Here is a 16,540-nt window from a genome sequence, read left to right on the forward strand (position 1 = left end):
AAAATTGTGCGGCTACTTCACTTCTTTATGATTCTCAACAATGTATAGTTTTCCTAGAAATAAGTCTCAGATGCTTACACTTGTCAGTGCTCTGACACTGGCGGGAGTATTCACGAGCTGTGACCTTGTAGAAGTTGACAAAGTTACAGATCCTACCAATCCAAGTTTGACAGATGTTACCACGAATGCTTCTCAAGCGCAGCTCAATGCTTTGGGAGTAGGAGTAGAAGCGTCGCTCCGGCTTGGGCACGTCAACAACGGACCAAACAATCAAATTCTTGGCACTCTAGGTCGCGAGGTCTTCAACCTAGCTTTAAATGAGCCGCGTTGGTATACAGAGTTACTTGGTACTCGCGGGGCGTTGGATAACAACGCTTTCTATAGCAGTGCTGCCTATAATGGCTTCGGACGAGTGATCCGGTCTTCGAAGGTATTTCTTGCTTCAGCACAAGCTACTGCGGTTATCAGCGATCAACAAAAACAGGGCATAGCAGGCTTCTGCCACACGTACGAAGCTCTGGGAAAGTTGCACTTGCTTAATTTGATGGGCGAGAATGGCATTCGGGTTGATTTAGATGATTATTTGAAGCCCGGCAAGTTTGTTCCGCCAGCGGAGGCCCTTACAAACATTCGGCAGCTACTCGATCAAGCTGCTACGGAGCTAGCAGCAGCCGGTGCTACGTTTGCCTTTCCTCTATCGTCAGGTTATGCAGGCTTTAACACTCCCACGACATTTTTAAAAGTAAACAGAGCCTTAGCAGCACGGGTAGCACTGTATCAAGGAGACAATGCTGGCACTCTGGCTGCACTTGGTCAATCATTTTACGATCCTGCTGGCAGTCTAACCATAGGTCCTAAAATTGTCTTTGCCCCAACAGTAGCTGGTGATGCTGGCAATCCTTATTACCAAGTAGCCAACGGTACGCAGAATGCTTTGATCGTGGCGGCTCCCAATTTTGTGACAGAAGCAGAGACTGGAGACTTGCGTTTGTCGAAGGCCCCTCTGCGCACTGGCCCGGCACGTTCAGGTAATACTGTTCCAAGTACATATGAGGTGCGTTTATTCTCGTCACAGACTGCGCCATTGGACATTATTCGCAACGAGGAACTAATTCTAATTGCTGCTGAAGCAAAGGCTAAGACGGGCAATACTACTGGTGCGCTGGAAGATATTAATACTATCCGGACCAAAGCGGGTGGACTAACTGCGCGAACAGCTGCTTCGTTCACCCAGCAATCGGACTATATAGATGAGATATTAAAACAGCGGCGTTATTCTTTATTCTACGAAGGCCATCGACTTGTCGATCTTCGTCGCCTGAACCGGCTAAATGCCAATCCGGCTCCTGGGCAAACATTACCCTATATCAGTGGGACAACCACAGCTGGTACGTTCAGACTCTTTGATCGTTTAGAAAAACCTTTTGCAGAGGTTTCGTGGGATGTTGCTAATCCTTAAGAATGCAATGTATCAACAAAAAAGGCTGCATAACTTATGCAGCCTTTTTTGTTGATGAATAAAAGCAACACCTAGCTCTCCATTAAGAACCCTTTGATGTATTCATCTAGGTCGCCATCCAGCACATTCTGCACGTCGGTGCGCTCGATGCCAGTACGCAGATCTTTGATGAGCTTATAGGGGTGCAGCACGTAGTTACGGATCTGCGAGCCGAAGTCAATCCGCTTCTTGCCGGCTTCTACCTTGTCACGCTCCGCATTGCGCTTGTCAAGCTCTAGCTGGTAGAGCCGTGACTTAAGCATCCGTAGTGCGTGTTCCTTGTTCATGAGCTGACTACGTTCAATTTGGCATTCGATAACGATACCAGATGGGGCGTGCTTAAGCCGTACGGCGGTTTCTACTTTGTTCACGTTTTGGCCGCCTGCCCCACCTGAACGGAAAGTATCCCAGGAAATATCGGCCGGATTGATTTGGATATTAATGGTGTCATCAACTACCGGATATGCAAACACCGAGGCAAACGAGGTATGACGCCGACCGCTAGAATCGAAGGGCGAGATGCGCACGAGCCGGTGCACCCCGATTTCGCTTTTTAGGTAGCCGTAGGCAAAGTCACCGTCAATTTCCAACGATGCCGACTTGATGCCAGCACCTTCACCAGGCTGATAGCTTACCTGCTTCACCGCAAAACCATGCTTTTCGCCCCACATGATGTACATGCGCATGAGCATTTCGGCCCAATCCTGACTTTCGGTGCCGCCGGCGCCTGGGTTGATATCGATGATGGCGGAGAGTTGGTCTTCTTCGTCCGAGAGCATGCGTTTGAACTCAAGCTGCTCAACGGCTTTCTGCGCAGTCTCGAACCCCTGCTGCATTTCCTGCTCCGTTACGTCGCCTTCACGGTAAAAATCATAGAGCACTTCTACATCGCCCACGGTCTTTTCGACGGTTTCGTAGTCGTCCGTCCAAACCTTAATGGTTTTGATTTCCTTAAGCACCTCTTCGGCCTTTTTGGAATCGTCCCAGAAGTCGGGCGCTGTGGTTTGCTTTTCGGCTTCTATAATCTGCTCTTTTCGGTTATCGTAGTCAAAGATACCTCCTCAGAGCCTCAGCGCGGCCCTTCAATTCCTTCACCTGATCTTGCGTCATGGGGAATATTAAATGTGGGTGTTTACTAATTGAATGGTAAAGGTCGGGATGGAAATCTTAAAAGCGTGAGATTCCACAGCAACCATACAGATTTGCACTTATTGGTCGTACGAAAACCACGCTAGGCTAGCTTATTAGGGCTATTTATCAAGCATTATCATCCGTGTGAAAAAGAACAGCCAGCCCTAGCCAGGGCTGGCTGTTTTAATGCCGAAGGAGCAAGTTGAAGCTGCAATAGAAAGCTTAAACAGTTACTACCCAGTTGTGTGTATCGGGTGCGACACCCAAACGAATGTCGTTAAGCGCTTGCAACATGCGCTTCGCGAAGGAATCTGCTTTTAGCTCAGGCAACGAATAATCTTGGCCCTGACAACCAACGACGGTAATAGGCGAGATGGTTACGGCAGTGCCGATACCGAACGCCTCAGCTAATGTACCATTCTGGAGTGCTTCCAATACTTCAGCCGCCGATACTTTTCGCTCTTCAACAGGCATGCCCCAGTCGCGAGCCAGCTGCAGTACACTGCGTCGGGTGATACCGTCCAGAATGGACGTGCTGAGCGCCGGTGTAACGAGTTTACCATCCATAATGAAGGCCACGTTCATGGTGCCGGACTCTTCGATAAAGCGGTGTTGGGAAGCATCCGTCCAGAGCAGCTGGTGATAGCCTGCATCTTGGGCTAGCTTCGTGGGGTAAAGCGCCGCGCCGTAGTTACCAGCGTTCTTGGCGTAACCAGCACCACCTTCTGCCGAGCGTACGTATTTTTCCTCGAAACGCACCCGCAGTGGCTTACCAAAGAAAGCGCCTACTGGGCAGGTAATGATGGCAAATCGATACGTCTCGGAGGGCCGAACGCCAAGCATGCCATCAGTGGCAAACATGAAAGGCCGAATGTACAAGGACGTGTTGGGGGCACTAGGTACCCAAGCAGCATCAAGGCGTACGAGCTGCGTAAGCGCCTGAATGAACAATTCCTCTGGTACTGGCGGCATGCACATGCGGTCAGCTGAGGTATTCATGCGGGCAATGTTGTCGTAGGGGCGGAAAAGCGTAATGTCACCCTGCTCGTTTTTATACGCTTTTAGCCCTTCAAAAATAGCCTGGCCATAGTGCAGGGCAGAGTTAGCGGGGCTAACGGTGAAGTCGCCGTAAGGCAGAATCTGGGGATTTTGCCATTCGCCATCTTTATAGTCGGCCACAAACATGTGGTCGGAGAATTGTTTACCGAACTCCAAGTTATTGGTATCCAGCTCAGCCAGCCGCGAAGCTGTAGTCGTCTGGGTTGGAATGGTTAGAGTGTCAAGCATAGTAGTAAATCGTGAAATGAGGCTGGGTGAGCAGAAGAGGGCCGTAAGTTAGGAAGCTAGGTAAGCTCTGCCTAATCAGAGACGTGGTTTCCAGGTAACTTCTTCCGCGCCCAAATCGTGCGCCATTTGGCGGCTAAGTACAAACAGGTAGTCAGACAAGCGGTTTAAATAAACGACCACCAGCTCGGCGACAAACGAATCTTCTCGCAAGCCGATGACTAGTCGCTCGGCCCGGCGGCACACGCAGCGAGCTACGTGCGCAAAGGAAACGGATGGATGTCCGCCTGGCAGCACAAACATGCGTAGCTCGGGCAAGTGTTCATTCATGGCATCCATCTCGCGTTCCAGCAACGTCACGTCTTCGGCATGCAGATCCGGAATTTTCATCTTGGACTTCTCCGGATCGGAGGCTAGTGAAGACCCAATTGTGAACAGACGGTCCTGAATTTCTTTCAGCAAACCCCGACGAGGTGCATTAACGTCTTGGTCACGAAGCAGGCCGATGTAGGAGTTAAGCTCATCGACAGTACCGTAGCAATCAATACGGAGGTCCGACTTAGGAACGCGCGTACCGCCGATCAGAGACGTAAGACCTTGGTCGCCGGTTTTGGTGTAAATTTTCATTGTCTCATTTATCAATTAACATTCAGCATTTAACAACCAACACTGATTTCCTTAAAGAGATACTGTCGTGACTGTTAAATGTTAACTGATAATCGTTAAATGGCTAGGTAGTAGACGCCAGATGACCGTGGGTGGCAATATCGGTGTTCACCATATCGGACTCTACCAGCCCGTCGCGCAGACGAACAATGCGGTGAGAGTAACGCGCAATGTCTTCTTCGTGCGTCACCATGATAATGGTGTTGCCTTTGGCGTACAAGGCCTCGAACAAATCCATAATCTCGTAACTGGTTTTGGTGTCGAGGTTACCAGTAGGTTCGTCGGCCAGGATAATGCTAGGGTTGTTGACTAGCGCACGAGCAATAGCAACACGCTGGCGCTGGCCGCCCGACAGTTCGTTGGGGCGGTGCTTGGCACGATCAGCCAAGCCGACACTGCGCAACGATTCCATGGCAATAGCTTCCCGTTCACTCTTGCCGTAGCCAGCATAAATGAGCGGTAGTGCTACGTTGTCGAGCGAAGTGGCCCGGGGTAGGAGGTTAAACGTCTGAAAGACAAAGCCTATTTCCTTGTTGCGTACCTCGGCCAATTGGTTGTCCGACATGCGACTCACATCTTGCCCGCTAAGCACATATTGGCCAGCAGTAGGAGTGTCTAGACAGCCAACGATGTTCATTAGAGTTGACTTACCTGAGCCCGAAGGACCCATGAAGGCTACGTACTCGCCACGTTGGATGCTGATGGTGACCGAACGCAACGCTTGAATCGTTTCGGTGCCCATCTGGTAAACCTTCGAGATGCCGGTAGTTTCGATGACAGGTTGCTGCATGGCCAGAGCTATTTCCAGGGGGCAGTTTCTGCAAGTTGCGCAGCATGGCGCGCCTCGAACTGCTGACGAAAGGTAGCGTATTCTGCAGGGGAAAGCAACGTGCGAAGCTCCTCAAGTGGCGCTGAAGCATAGTCACCTAGGCCAGCTGGAATAGTTGCCATGGCGTAGGCTTTCAGGAGCGCTGCAGATTGGGCATTAGCCGTCAGCGCGTGTTGCAGCAAGTTGTAAGTGGCCGTGAAGTTGCGTTGCGCGGTATAAAACGCAGCGGCGCTTAACATGGCGGGCTCTAGATAGGGCGCTTCGCGACTAAGCTGAGCGTATAGACGAGCTGCTTTGGAGGGTTGCTGCTGCAACTGGGCTAGTTCGGCTTGGTAGTACAAGCCATAAGCCCGATCTAGGCTGGTAAAGTAAGCTGTCTGGAGAAATTGCTGTAGTTCAGCTGGCTTTTTTTCTTGGGTGTAGAGTTGTCCACGCACCACATTCCAGGCGGAAGCAGTTGGGGTCTTCTCCGCAACAGGTGCTGCGTACCGCTCAATAGCTTCGCGCGCTTCTTGTACCTGCCCGACCCGAATAGCCCGTGGCACTTGCGCTAACAAAGCGGCTTGCCGCGCAGCGGGGTCGCGCAAGGCCGCTGCCTGAATAACCAAGCTTTCAGGATACAAAGACGCGCCTCGAACAACCAAATACTGCGCCCGCACAGCCTCAGAAGCTAGCCGGTAGTCACGATTGAAATCAGTAGATAGCACTTGCTGAAGCATACGGGCAGGCTGCGCAATAAGCGGGTTCTTCTCCTGGGCAACTGTTTGGAGTGAGAGGCGAGCAGAATCAAGCTGACTATTAAGCGCAAATGCGTAAGCGCGGGGCAGAGCAGCTTCAGCGTAACCACCTTGCTTTGCCACGGCTAAGCGTGCAATAGCCGAGTTATATAGCTGCTGATCGAGTAACCAGGTGCCCCATAAGTTATGGTAATAAGCAGCTTCCGCACTGGTACCGCCGGTGAGCGGTAGCAACGTATTCTGGGCCGTCATAGGATGACCGCCATAATATTGCGTGAGGGCCCGCAAAAAGGTAAGCTGCTCAAAGTAGGCGGCATTGCCAGGACGTTGCGCCAGCTTACCTAGGACTGGTAACAGGCTCGTATCCCGGCGACCGATGCTGTTTAGAGCTAGGTGGTAAACCTGCGCAAACGTAGCAGAAGTTAAGTCTTGGTCGCGCGGTGGTGCAGGCGTCTTCGGCGTTGGCTTACGGGTGAGCTGCGCTAGAAGGAGAGTATTGGTTTGCAGCGCAACTGCATCCTCAGGAATGGGCTGATCGGCTACCAAGGCTTGGGCATCTTTCCACTGCTGATGTTGCATGAAAAAAGCTAGCTTGTTGGCCCGCAATACAGCATTATTAGGAGCCAGGGCTTCCGCACGGGCCTGGTAAGTCGCAACGGAATCGGTAAGCGTCGAGCGGGTGTAGAGTTGCGCCAAGTCGCTAGCTATAAAAGCACTGCGTGGATGCGCCTTCAACGCTTCGCGCAACACCTGCAGCCGATCGAAGAAGTCGCGCTGATCGGTGGTGTACAATGCCGCCAAGCGCAACGATACCTTTTCGGAAGGCTGGCGGCTAAGAGCGCGTCGTAGGGCGTTGATCTCATTTTGGCGCTGCGCCCGGAAGCGGTAGAGGGCCGCTCGTCCGAAGCTAGCTTTTCGGTTGTAGCGGTCAAGTACATCGCTCTCGGCGTAGTAACGTTCGGCCAAAAGAGCTAGGGCATCGGCTTGCGGCTGTTGCTCGCTCTGGAGCCGGGTCAAGTCGCCGATGTTATTGTAATAGCCTGCTTGCACCTGATCGAGCACGAAGAAGTTGTTACGTACTTCCACGGCAATCAATGCCCCCAGTGCGAAGATATATACCGCGTAAAAAGGTACCCGCCGTGGCTCATACACAACCCGGTACACACGGAGCCGCTGCTTGATAAGCGGGGCGAAGTTGAGCAGAAGGTAGATCATGAAACCTACACCGCCTGTGAGCAAAGCCAACCCCACAAAATCGCGTGCAGCGGATAGCAATGGGTCGTTGGCGGTAACGAAGGCGTACCCTAGGGCGCCAGCAGCTAGCGCAGTTAAAACCAGATAAAGGTGAGACGCTACGGGCCAGTAAGGCAACCAGTCGTTGTACGTAGCTGCCCGCCGGCGCAAACCAAGCCAGCCTACTACTACGGACGGCAAGAGCAGCACCAAGGGGTCGAGGCGCAGCCCCGCGAATAACAGCACCTCACCTTCGTTGAGGTAGTAGAACAGCAAAATACCTAGGTACAACCCACTAGCCAGCAGAAAGGGCCATAGTCCAAACCGGCTAGCTGGATTCTCAGCCTGCGTATTAAACCACAGTAAGCCGTAAATATTTTCGAAGCACACCCATAGCGTCAGCAAACCCACTACTGCGGCCCCACCCGCCGTGAAATAGCTGGCTAGGTGCAGTACTACAAAAGGAGCTGAATAATCACTGCGCCACAGAAGCAAGCCACTGAGAATCGCTACAATAGCCGCAAACGTAAGTAGGCGCCGCGACAGGGACGTTTGTGGCCAAAAGGCATGAAATGCGTAAGCTGGTAGGCCTAACGCCAGCAGCGCGGCAATCAGAAAGTACTGTTTGCTGGTATCAAACACGCCGAGTAAGTCGGCGTTGAGCGACATTAGTAGGAAGATAAGCAAGCCCATCGATACTACAAACGGCGTACGGGCGAGCGTGCTTACCACGGCTAGGTAGTAAACGAGGCAGATAGCTAACAGGCTAAGTAGAAGGCTCGCTGCTACGGGTTGCACATAAGGACCCGTTACGTCGTAGGTCTGTGTAACCAAGTAGCCGTTAACCCGCACAGGGAGTTCGGCTAGGCCAACGCGTACCGGAGCTAGAGTTGTGGGAACCGGCGTGAGCTGTGCAACGGGCTCAATGGGAAATGCGTGGTCGTCGCCGGTAAAGTAGTAGTAACAAGCTAGGGCCAGCGCTACGCTAGCTACCAAGCCAAGCAGCACCAGCCAAGGGCTGCGTCGACTTACGGCGGAGTCGGTGGGGGGGGAAGTCGGAAGCGCCAACGGCTAGTCCAAAACTTTAGGTACGCGGAAGTAATCGGAGTCTTTACGCGGAGCGTTGCGTAGGCCATCTTGGTGACTCACGGTGTTCTTGGCCTCGTCGGTCCGCAGTACGTTGATTTCGTGTGATAAATGGACCAGCGGCTCTACGTTGGCTGTGTCAAGCTCACGAAGTTGCTCTACCCAGTTCAGGATCTTGTTCAACTCGCCAAGCATTTTCTCCTCTTTGGTTTCGTCGAGTTCCAGGCGAGATAAGTGGGCTAGTTTGCGGAGGGTAGCTAGGTCGGTACTCAAAGGAATAAGCAGTTAGTAGTTACGAGTTAGGAACGTGCAGCGTAGGCTTGCGAGTATTTTCGTTTGCGGCTTTATCATCGGGAGCGGTCAAAGTCGCCGCTTTTTCTCTCAGCTTAGGCCGGTAATAGGGGGTTGGCTCCGGAATACCGGCTGCCTCCGGAATAAATTCGCTAGCAATGATAGCGAATACCCGGTTTTTCAGCTCTTCTGCATCGGCCTGCGTGAGGCCTTCTGTGGAAATAGGTTCGTGAACAACCACCCGCAACGGCGTATAGCGCACCCGAATACCGCCAACGTCAGGCATGAAGCGGTGGTTCAGCGGCATTGTGATCGGAACGATAGGCACCCCCGCGGCAATAGCTAGCTGAAATGCGCCGTCCTTGAAAGGACCCATCTCTTCGGCTGGCTTTTTTGAGATGGTACCCTCCGGGAATAGAATAACGGAACGGCCTTCTTCTAAACTCTTGCGAGCCTGCACCATCGAACGGCCGCGGCTAACGGCGCTTTCCCGGTTTACGGTGATATACGTGCTTCCAAAAATGGGACCCCACAGCGGAGTCTTGGCGAGTGAGCTTTTGCCTACAATGTTTAGAAAGCCCGGCAGCACTTTGAACAGCACCGGAATATCGATGTACGAACTGTGGTTAGACACGTACACGCACGGCTGATTAGCGGGTAGCGGCTTTTTGCGCACAACCGTGACGGGCATGCCCCACATCCAGACGGCGCTTGTCGACCAAACTCGGTTGATGGTATGCAGGTGACGATGCCAGCGTGGCTGTCGCGCTAGAATCAGCTGCAAAGGATACGTAACGAAAAAAGGCAACACAAACCAGAAGGTACTCCAAGTAGTGTACAGCCGATGACCAATGAAACGAAGTAACCGTCGCATACTGCAAAGGTAAGAAAGAGCAACAGAGTAGCTGAATGCCTGCGCAAGCATATTCAGCTACCCTAGGTTATCATTCAAGTAATCAGCTATTCAGCTGGCCTGGTAGCCAATATTTTGTCGGCTTTTAGTAGACCGGCTACGCTAATGGCGTCCGTGATGCGATTATCCAAGGCCATTTGTACGGCGTCGGCAAATGGTAGCTTCCACAAGCGCAGGTCTTCAGTTTCTTCGGGTTCTACTTCGCCGGGGATGAGGTCTTCCGCTAAAAACACGAAGCCTTCTTCGTCAGTCACCGAGTTAGAAGTGTGCAGCCTCGCAATGTTGGTCCACCGCTGGGCGCTGAAACCCGTTTCTTCGCGCAATTCACGCTGCGCTGATTCGAGTATATCTAGCTCAACTGGACCACCGCCCATCGGGATTTCCCACGAGTATTCATTCAGCGGATAACGGTATTGCCCCACAAGCCAGGTGTTGCCATCGGCATCAATGGGAATGATACCAATCGCCTTGTTTTTCATGGTAACCACGCCGTAAATGCCGCGTCCACCAGCTGGATTAATCACTTGATCTTCCCGTACGCTGATCCACGGATTCTGATATTTTGGCTCTGTATTAAGTACTTGCCAAGGGTTGTGAGTTTCGTCGAAGTCTGGAGAAGCAGATGAATTCATTAGAAAGTAAGCAAGAGAAAAGAAAATAAGGTAGTTCCTATATTGAGAAAAGATTTCCTATTCTTAGAATGCCCTATCGGGTACGATAAAGCCTTTGACGAGTAGAAGGCGGTGTTGGGCCAAAATATGTGGCGTAAGAAGATAGCTTCCAATACTTTTGTAACGGAAAATTATTCAGCGCGGGTAGGATTCATGGAAAGGAAGGTCCTATCTGCGTAGCGAAATTCGGCAAAGGAAGAGTGGATAAAACTCGCCGAAGGAGCGTTAAAAGCCACTGCCCAACGCAGTGGCCTTTTTGTTTTAGGGGACAACTGTCGGGGAAAGGCTGGCGTATTTAACGAAGCTGGCCGTTCACATTCCGGCTAGCCTCGGATACTTTATGGCTAATACGCCCAAAAAACAGCCGGCTCAACCTGAACCCGGTGATCCGCTATTCAACTTAAAACATGCCGAAGCCGAAGCGGCCCTAGGTACCGATACAAGTGCAATTAACGAAGCCATCAATGAAGATGGTCCCGAAGATGATGACCTCGACGAAGGCCCTCGTGATTCGCAAGGCAACCGACGTGGGGAAAACAGCTCGCCTGAAGCGGGCACCACTGCTGGCAAACACTAAGCTGCTCGTCTATTAGATAAATAGACTTCGTTTGATAAGAAGCTCGCGGAGCTAGCAATCAACGCTAGCTCCGCGAGCTTCTTACGTCTAGAGGCGCTACTTTTGCCGCTATTATGCTACTTGCTTCCCACACTGGCCAGCGCTTAGAAGCCGGCCTCGACGAGGCTGGCCGGGGCTGCTTGGCCGGGCCCGTATTTGCCGCCGCTGTCATACTGCCACCCGATTTCGCACCAGCTTACCTCAACGATTCCAAACAGATGACAGCGAAGCGGCGAGAAGCTGTGCGGGCTGAAATCTGCCGGGAAGCAGTGACGTGGGCCGTGGCGGAAGCTTCACCGGAAGAAATAGCCGCCGTGAACATTGAGCAGGCTAGCTACCTAGCTATGCACCGAGCCGTAGCAGCGTTAGATACTACACCAACCCACTTGATTGTAGATGGCAAGCGCTTCCGGCCCTACGCAGGTATCGACTATAGTTGCCTAATCGGTGGCGATGGTCGCTACCGGAGCATTGCCGCCGCGTCGGTTTTAGCCAAAACGTTTCGGGACGAGCGAATGCGGGAGCTAGCGGCTGAGTTTCCGTTTTATGGCTGGGAGCAGAATGCCGGCTACCCAACGGTCCGCCACCGCGATGCTATCCGAACACACGGTCCTACAGTGCACCACCGAATGGGATTTAGGCTTTTGTAGAAGCGTGTCGGAGCTAGTCCTTCAGGCGGAGCAGGTCCAGGAACAAGCTAAAGCCATCGACGGTAGAACCACCTTCCCCGAACTTATCGAAGGTGAGTGGCTTGACGATGTAGCCGCTTACGGCTAGCTCGCGCGCTTTGAGACGGTCGGCTTCTAGATCAGAAGTAGTCATGATGAACACGTTCAACCCCACGAACTCGGGGTCGGAGCGGAGCGCTTCGAGCAGTTCAAGACCGTTCATGCGGGGCATGTTGATATCAATCATCACCACGCTCGGTTTGTCGATCTTCGGCTGGCTGTTTTCGCCGCGTAAGAGGTTGAGCGCTTCGCGACCATTGCCCGCAATATGCATCGGCACGTTGATGTTGTGCTTGCGTAACTCGCGCTGCACATTCATGATATCCATCTGATCGTCTTCGACGAGCAGAATACAAGGTGGGGAAGGATCAGTTGACATAAAAAGGAAAGACCAGGAAAGGAAACCTAGGTCCCTATACGGTTAAGATTTAGATTGAGCTAACTCTGCGTTGCTAGCTGGAACGGCAGCCGGAGGCTGAACGCTAAGCTTGGGCCACGTAAAGATGAAGGTAGCTCCTTGTCCCTCGCTTGACTCTACGTGGATGTTGCCGCCCTGGCCCTCCACAATCTTCTTTACAATAGCTAGCCCCACACCCGTACTTTCAAGGGTATCGCGCGCCGTGAGTGTTTGAAAAATGAGGAAGATACGCTCGTGATACTCCGGGGCAATGCCCGGACCGTCGTCGCTCACGGCGAAGGTGTATTGCTGCCGATCTTCGCGGCAGCTAACGCGCACGCTACCCGTAGCCGGGTGGTCGTGATACTTGAGCGCGTTGCTGATCAGGTTGGTAAACACTTGCTGAAGTAATACTCGCGGCGTGACAAACGTAGGCAAGTAGGTGGGAAGGTCTAGCCGAAAACCCTCGGGTGGCGCCAGTGAATCCAGAATTTCCGTAAGCAGCTCCCGCACGTTCACGCGCTCGGTTGCTTGCTGCACGCGTCCCACCCGGGATAATTCCAGAATGCCTGTAATCAGGTTTTCCATGCGGTGCACCCGGGTGCGCATGAGCACGAGAAATTCCTGAATGTGAGGCGGCAATTCCTCACCCATATCTTCTTCAATCCAGCGCGTGGCACTCTCAATTCCTCGTAGCGGCGCTTTCAAGTCGTGCGACACCACGTAGGCGAACTGATCTAGCTCTTGATTGCGGCGCTCTAGCTGCGTGATCGTCGAGCCAATGGTATTCGACATGGTATTCATCGAATCGGCCAGTTGGCTAAGCTCGTCGTAGTCGGTATCCTCAATGCGCGTTTTATAATCGCCATCCGCCAGGCGGACGGCTAGGTCCGCCATTTTGCCAATACGCCGCGCAATGAGCCGGGTAATGTAGATGGCCCACGTAACACCTAGCACACTCGCCAGCAGCGTGATGGTAACGGAAATGATTCTGTTCTCATTAATGCTGTCCGTCAGCTTCCTGCGCAACTCGCTACGCGTCTTGAGCTCAGTGGTATCGAAGCCGCGAAACAGTACGCGAATCTGGTCCATCATGAGCTTGCCCGTGAGGCCTTCCGCCAGCAGCCGGTGCTCCATTCCTTGCAGACCTAGCTGGTTAGGAACGCGCCGCTTTGCCTCCCGTTTCTCACTGATCATCAGATGAGAGTAAGCAGACCACTGCTGAAACAAGCGCTGTGCGCGTACGAGTCGCTCGTATTGCGGCGAATCGGATTTGAGCAGACTGCGCAGCTGCACGAAACGACCTAGCAACCGAAGCTCGCCTTCGTAGTAAGGCTGCAAAATGGCCGCGTCGCCGATCAGCAAGTAGCCGCGGAAGCCCGTTTCCATGTCAATGATGCCGCCCACTAACGAGGTTGCTTCGCTGGTAATCCGCTGTGACTCGGCTACGCGTTGTGCATTGCGCAGCACCTTGCGCGACAACTGGTAGTTGATGAGGACAACGCCGGCAAACAGCACCAGAATGGCTAAGAAACCAGCAATGAGTTTAGTGGAAAGCTTCAGCTTCATGTACTAACGAGGCTACAACGGCGAATCAGCGACCGTGGCGCAACTTATCTTCCATAGCACGGAGAAGTTGTACGATACGGTCGGCCATGACTTGTACGTCGGCTAGGCCGGTAATGGCCTGTTCTGTTTTGCCTGCCAAATGCAGATCCATCAGCTGATTAGCTTTGTAGTGGATTTGTTGGTGTACTCGGTTCAACTCGTGCGATTCGGGTAAGTGCTTGTAGGTCACAAGCGCCCGCTCGTTGATCCACTTACCAAGGGCGCACATACTGGGGTCACGAATAGGGCCTTCAGCTGTATCGCTGCCGTAGAGAAAAGAGCGGAGCTTGGACTTGAAAAGAAAATGCTTTACAGAAGCAGTCTCAAAGTCCTGTTTGATATCATCGTGCATGAGGGGCGAAAAGCAAGTGGCGCAAGTAAGTAGAACTCAAACGGTAACTGCCGAAAGAAAGAGATACGTAAGTCATCAAAGATAACTCATCCGCTTGAGGCAGGATGGGCCGGGCAAATAGTTAATTTCGCCCCGTCGCTTTTGCAAGCTGCCGCTCCTGCTCCGCTGAGCGCCCAACTAAATTCACTAAGCAATACACTATGGCCGAAGACCTCAAAACCGTCACGTTGAACGAGGTACACCAGCAGCTAGGTGCCAAGATGGTGCCTTTCGCCGGGTACAACATGCCCGTCCGCTACTCTTCCGACCTCGACGAGCACCACACCGTACGGCGGGCCGTCGGCATTTTCGACGTGTCGCATATGGGCGAGTTTCGGGTCCGCGGTCCGCATGCGCTCGACCTGATTCAGCGCGTGACCAGCAACGACGCTAGCAAACTCGCCGACGGCAAAGCCCAATACGCGTGCCTCCCTAACAACGAAGGAGGTATTGTGGATGACTTGCTGGTGTATCGCCTGGCCGACGAAGACTACATGCTGGTCGTGAATGCCTCCAATATTGAGAAGGATTGGAACTGGATCAGTCAGCACAACACCGACGGCGCTGATCTGGAAAATGTATCGGATGAAATCAGCTTGTTTGCCGTGCAAGGCCCCAAAGCGGCGGCGGCATTGCAGCCGCTCACCGACGCCGACCTAGGTAGCATTCCGTATTACTCGTTTGTGCAAGGCACATTCGCCGGAGCGCCTAATGTCATCATTTCTGCCACGGGCTACACAGGGGCCGGTGGCTTCGAGCTTTACGTGCCGAACGAACACGCGAAAGCTGTGTGGGACAAAATCATGGAAGCTGGCCAGCCCTATGGCCTTAAGCCCATCGGCTTGGGCGCCCGCGATACGCTTCGGCTCGAAATGGGCTATTGCCTATATGGCAACGACATTGACGACAAAACGTCTCCTCTGGAAGCAGGCCTCGCTTGGATAACTAAGTTCACCAAAGAGTTTACGAACTCGGCCATGCTAAAGCAGCAGAAAGAACAAGGGGTTGAGCGCAAGCTGGTTGGCTTCCAGATGGATGGCCCTGGTATTCCGCGCAGCCATTATCCACTGGTTGATGAAGCGGGCGAGCCAGTCGGGGAAGTCACTTCGGGTACTCAGTCGCCTTCGTTGAGCAAAGGCATCGGCCTAGGTTACGTGAAGTCGGAACTGAGCAAGCCAGGTAGCAAAATCTTTGTGCAAGTGCGCGGTAAGAACTTGCCGGCTACTGTAGTAAAGCTTCCATTCGTGCCCGGCACGGAGGAGGCGTAAGGAAGTAACTAATTGCGTATTCGGACGGTCATGCTAACAAGCATGGCCGTTCGATTTTAGGACCATTCGCTTTGACAACACAACCTAGCCTCGACGTGTGCTTCACGCCTGAGCTTCTCTCCTTATTTGATTTGCGCGGCCACGTGGCCGTCGTCGTTGATATTCTACGCGCCACCTCCTCCATGGTAACAGCGCTGGCCGCCGGTGTTACGCACATCGTACCGCTGAGTGAGTTAGAAGAATGTCGCGCTTACGCCGAACAAGGCTACCTCACCGCTGCAGAGCGAGATGGACGGCAAGCACCGGGTTTCGACCTAGGCAACTCACCCTTCGGCTACCTCAACGAGGCGGCCCCGGTGCGGGGTCGTGCGGTTGCCATCACCACTACCAACGGTACCCGGGCGCTACAGCTCTCTCTTTCCGCTGATGCGGTGGTGGTGGGCGCTTTCCTCAACCTACAGGCTGTGGCCGATTTTGCGCGCCAGCAGCAAAAAAACGTGGTAGTTGTCTGCGCTGGGTGGAAAGGCAATTTCAACCTGGAAGACACAGTCTTCGCTGGTGCACTAGCGGAGCTGCTAGCTCCCGACTTCGATATCACCAGCAGCGATGCCACCTTGGCCGCGCACCAACTCTGGCTGCAAGCCAAGCCCGACCTAGCTACTTATCTGCTGCAATCGGCACACGTGCGGCGTCTCAACAGCTTAGAAGCTAATAAAGACATGGATTTTTGCGTGCGCCTGAATGAGTACGACTTGGTTCCCATCTGGCGAGATGGCCGAATCGTAATCAATTAATAGTTGTTAGGTAATGAAGCGCGCAGGGCAACTATCAACTATCCTTCAGCTTTTCGTTCTGGCGGTGCCGGTCGGTGTCCCGTAAGGTTTTCTTCTCCAGGTTTTTTACGAGAGCTTCGGTGAGGTCAACGCCCGTTTGATTAGCCAGACAAATTACTACGAACAGCACGTCGGCTAGCTCATCCGCTAGGTTTTTGTCGCGGTCGGAGGCTTTAAAGGACTGCTCACCATACTGGCGGGATATGATACGGGCAACTTCCCCTACTTCTTCGGTGAGGATGGCCATGTTCGTTAATTCATTGAAATACCGAATGCCCGTGGTTTTTATCCACTGGTCAACGGTTTGTTGTGCTTCTCCGATGGTCATAGTTGAGTGAGTAACTGAGTAACTGAATGGCT

17 protein-coding genes are annotated in these 16,540 nt (G+C 52.9%); 5 read left to right on the top strand and 12 right to left on the bottom strand.

The genetic code is table 11. The features are described from left to right. The first annotated feature begins 70 nt into the window (after positions 1–70). Entirely contained in the window at positions 71–1,459 is a 1,389-nt protein-coding gene (locus SD425_RS05825; RefSeq protein ID WP_324676373.1) for a RagB/SusD family nutrient uptake outer membrane protein, read from the top strand. 71 nt (positions 1,460–1,530) lie between these two features. On the opposite strand, the gene prfB is transcribed toward SD425_RS05825, so the two are convergent. The 8 genes from prfB to SD425_RS05865 all read right to left on the bottom strand — a co-directional run bounded on the left by prfB (position 1,531) and on the right by SD425_RS05865 (position 10,300). Then, a protein-coding gene (prfB, locus tag SD425_RS05830) for a peptide chain release factor 2 (RefSeq protein WP_324676375.1) occupies positions 1,531–2,608 on the bottom strand; the annotation gives its coding sequence in 2 pieces (ribosomal slippage) (positions 1,531–2,556 and positions 2,558–2,608; 1,077 coding nt in all). A gap of 243 nt (positions 2,609–2,851) precedes the next feature. Beyond that, the gene (locus SD425_RS05835) at positions 2,852–3,916 is read right to left on the bottom strand and encodes a branched-chain amino acid aminotransferase (protein ID WP_324676378.1); all 1,065 of its coding nucleotides are present in this window, start codon (positions 3,914–3,916) and stop codon (positions 2,852–2,854) included. A gap of 75 nt (positions 3,917–3,991) precedes the next feature. Next, positions 3,992–4,540, bottom strand: coding sequence for a cob(I)yrinic acid a,c-diamide adenosyltransferase (locus SD425_RS05840; RefSeq protein WP_324676380.1), 549 nt, complete (start codon positions 4,538–4,540; stop codon positions 3,992–3,994). Between the two features lie 103 nt (positions 4,541–4,643). After that, positions 4,644–5,369 (bottom strand): ABC transporter ATP-binding protein, encoded by a 726-nt coding sequence (locus SD425_RS05845; RefSeq protein WP_324676382.1) that lies wholly within the window; start codon positions 5,367–5,369, stop codon positions 4,644–4,646. Positions 5,370–5,377: 8 nt separating this feature from the next. After that, on the bottom strand, positions 5,378–8,446 hold the full coding sequence (locus SD425_RS05850) for a hypothetical protein (RefSeq protein ID WP_324676383.1): 3,069 nt from the start codon (positions 8,444–8,446) through the stop codon (positions 5,378–5,380). A 3-nt stretch (positions 8,447–8,449) separates the two neighbouring features. Continuing rightward, positions 8,450–8,737, bottom strand: coding sequence for an Asp-tRNA(Asn)/Glu-tRNA(Gln) amidotransferase subunit GatC (gene gatC / locus SD425_RS05855; protein ID WP_324676385.1), 288 nt, complete (start codon positions 8,735–8,737; stop codon positions 8,450–8,452). Positions 8,738–8,756: 19 nt separating this feature from the next. Beyond that, the gene (locus SD425_RS05860; protein ID WP_324676387.1) at positions 8,757–9,629 is read right to left on the bottom strand and encodes a lysophospholipid acyltransferase family protein; all 873 of its coding nucleotides are present in this window, start codon (positions 9,627–9,629) and stop codon (positions 8,757–8,759) included. Between the two features lie 86 nt (positions 9,630–9,715). Further along, positions 9,716–10,300, bottom strand: a complete 585-nt coding sequence (locus SD425_RS05865; RefSeq protein ID WP_324676389.1) for an NUDIX hydrolase — start codon at positions 10,298–10,300, stop codon at positions 9,716–9,718. Positions 10,301–10,679: 379 nt separating this feature from the next. Between SD425_RS05865 and SD425_RS05870 the strand changes: the two genes are divergently transcribed. Together SD425_RS05870 and SD425_RS05875 are read left to right on the top strand one after the other, a co-directional pair. Then, positions 10,680–10,916 carry a hypothetical protein gene (locus SD425_RS05870; protein ID WP_324676391.1) on the top strand — a complete coding sequence of 79 codons (237 nt, stop codon included), beginning with the start codon at positions 10,680–10,682 and terminating at the stop codon, positions 10,914–10,916. 113 nt (positions 10,917–11,029) lie between these two features. After that, the gene (locus SD425_RS05875) at positions 11,030–11,605 is read left to right on the top strand and encodes a ribonuclease HII (RefSeq protein WP_324676393.1); all 576 of its coding nucleotides are present in this window, start codon (positions 11,030–11,032) and stop codon (positions 11,603–11,605) included. A gap of 13 nt (positions 11,606–11,618) precedes the next feature. Here the strand turns inward: SD425_RS05875 and SD425_RS05880 are convergent, their stop codons facing one another. From SD425_RS05880 to SD425_RS05890, 3 genes are read right to left on the bottom strand one after another with little or no spacing between them, the layout of a single operon-like run. Beyond that, positions 11,619–12,062: a response regulator gene (locus SD425_RS05880; RefSeq protein WP_324676395.1), complete on the bottom strand. Its 444-nt coding sequence runs from the start codon at positions 12,060–12,062 to the stop codon at positions 11,619–11,621. Between the two features lie 42 nt (positions 12,063–12,104). After that, positions 12,105–13,649: a sensor histidine kinase gene (locus tag SD425_RS05885; protein WP_324676397.1), complete on the bottom strand. Its 1,545-nt coding sequence runs from the start codon at positions 13,647–13,649 to the stop codon at positions 12,105–12,107. 25 nt (positions 13,650–13,674) lie between these two features. Further along, positions 13,675–14,040 carry a CZB domain-containing protein gene (locus SD425_RS05890; RefSeq protein ID WP_324676399.1) on the bottom strand — a complete coding sequence of 122 codons (366 nt, stop codon included), beginning with the start codon at positions 14,038–14,040 and terminating at the stop codon, positions 13,675–13,677. A gap of 200 nt (positions 14,041–14,240) precedes the next feature. Between SD425_RS05890 and gcvT the strand changes: the two genes are divergently transcribed. Together gcvT and SD425_RS05900 are read left to right on the top strand one after the other, a co-directional pair. Then, positions 14,241–15,347 (top strand): glycine cleavage system aminomethyltransferase GcvT, encoded by a 1,107-nt coding sequence (gene gcvT, locus SD425_RS05895; protein WP_324676401.1) that lies wholly within the window; start codon positions 14,241–14,243, stop codon positions 15,345–15,347. 71 nt (positions 15,348–15,418) lie between these two features. Beyond that, the gene (locus SD425_RS05900) at positions 15,419–16,141 is read left to right on the top strand and encodes a 2-phosphosulfolactate phosphatase (RefSeq protein ID WP_324676403.1); all 723 of its coding nucleotides are present in this window, start codon (positions 15,419–15,421) and stop codon (positions 16,139–16,141) included. A 34-nt stretch (positions 16,142–16,175) separates the two neighbouring features. Here SD425_RS05900 and SD425_RS05905 read toward each other — a convergent pair whose 3' ends face one another. Continuing rightward, complete coding sequence (locus tag SD425_RS05905; protein ID WP_324676405.1) at positions 16,176–16,508, bottom strand: nucleotide pyrophosphohydrolase; 333 nt, start codon at positions 16,506–16,508, stop codon at positions 16,176–16,178. Positions 16,509–16,540: the final 32 nt, after the last annotated feature.

The sequence above is a fragment of the Hymenobacter sp. GOD-10R genome (assembly GCF_035609205.1).
In the GTDB taxonomy this organism is placed as follows: Bacteria; Bacteroidota; Bacteroidia; order Cytophagales; family Hymenobacteraceae; genus Hymenobacter.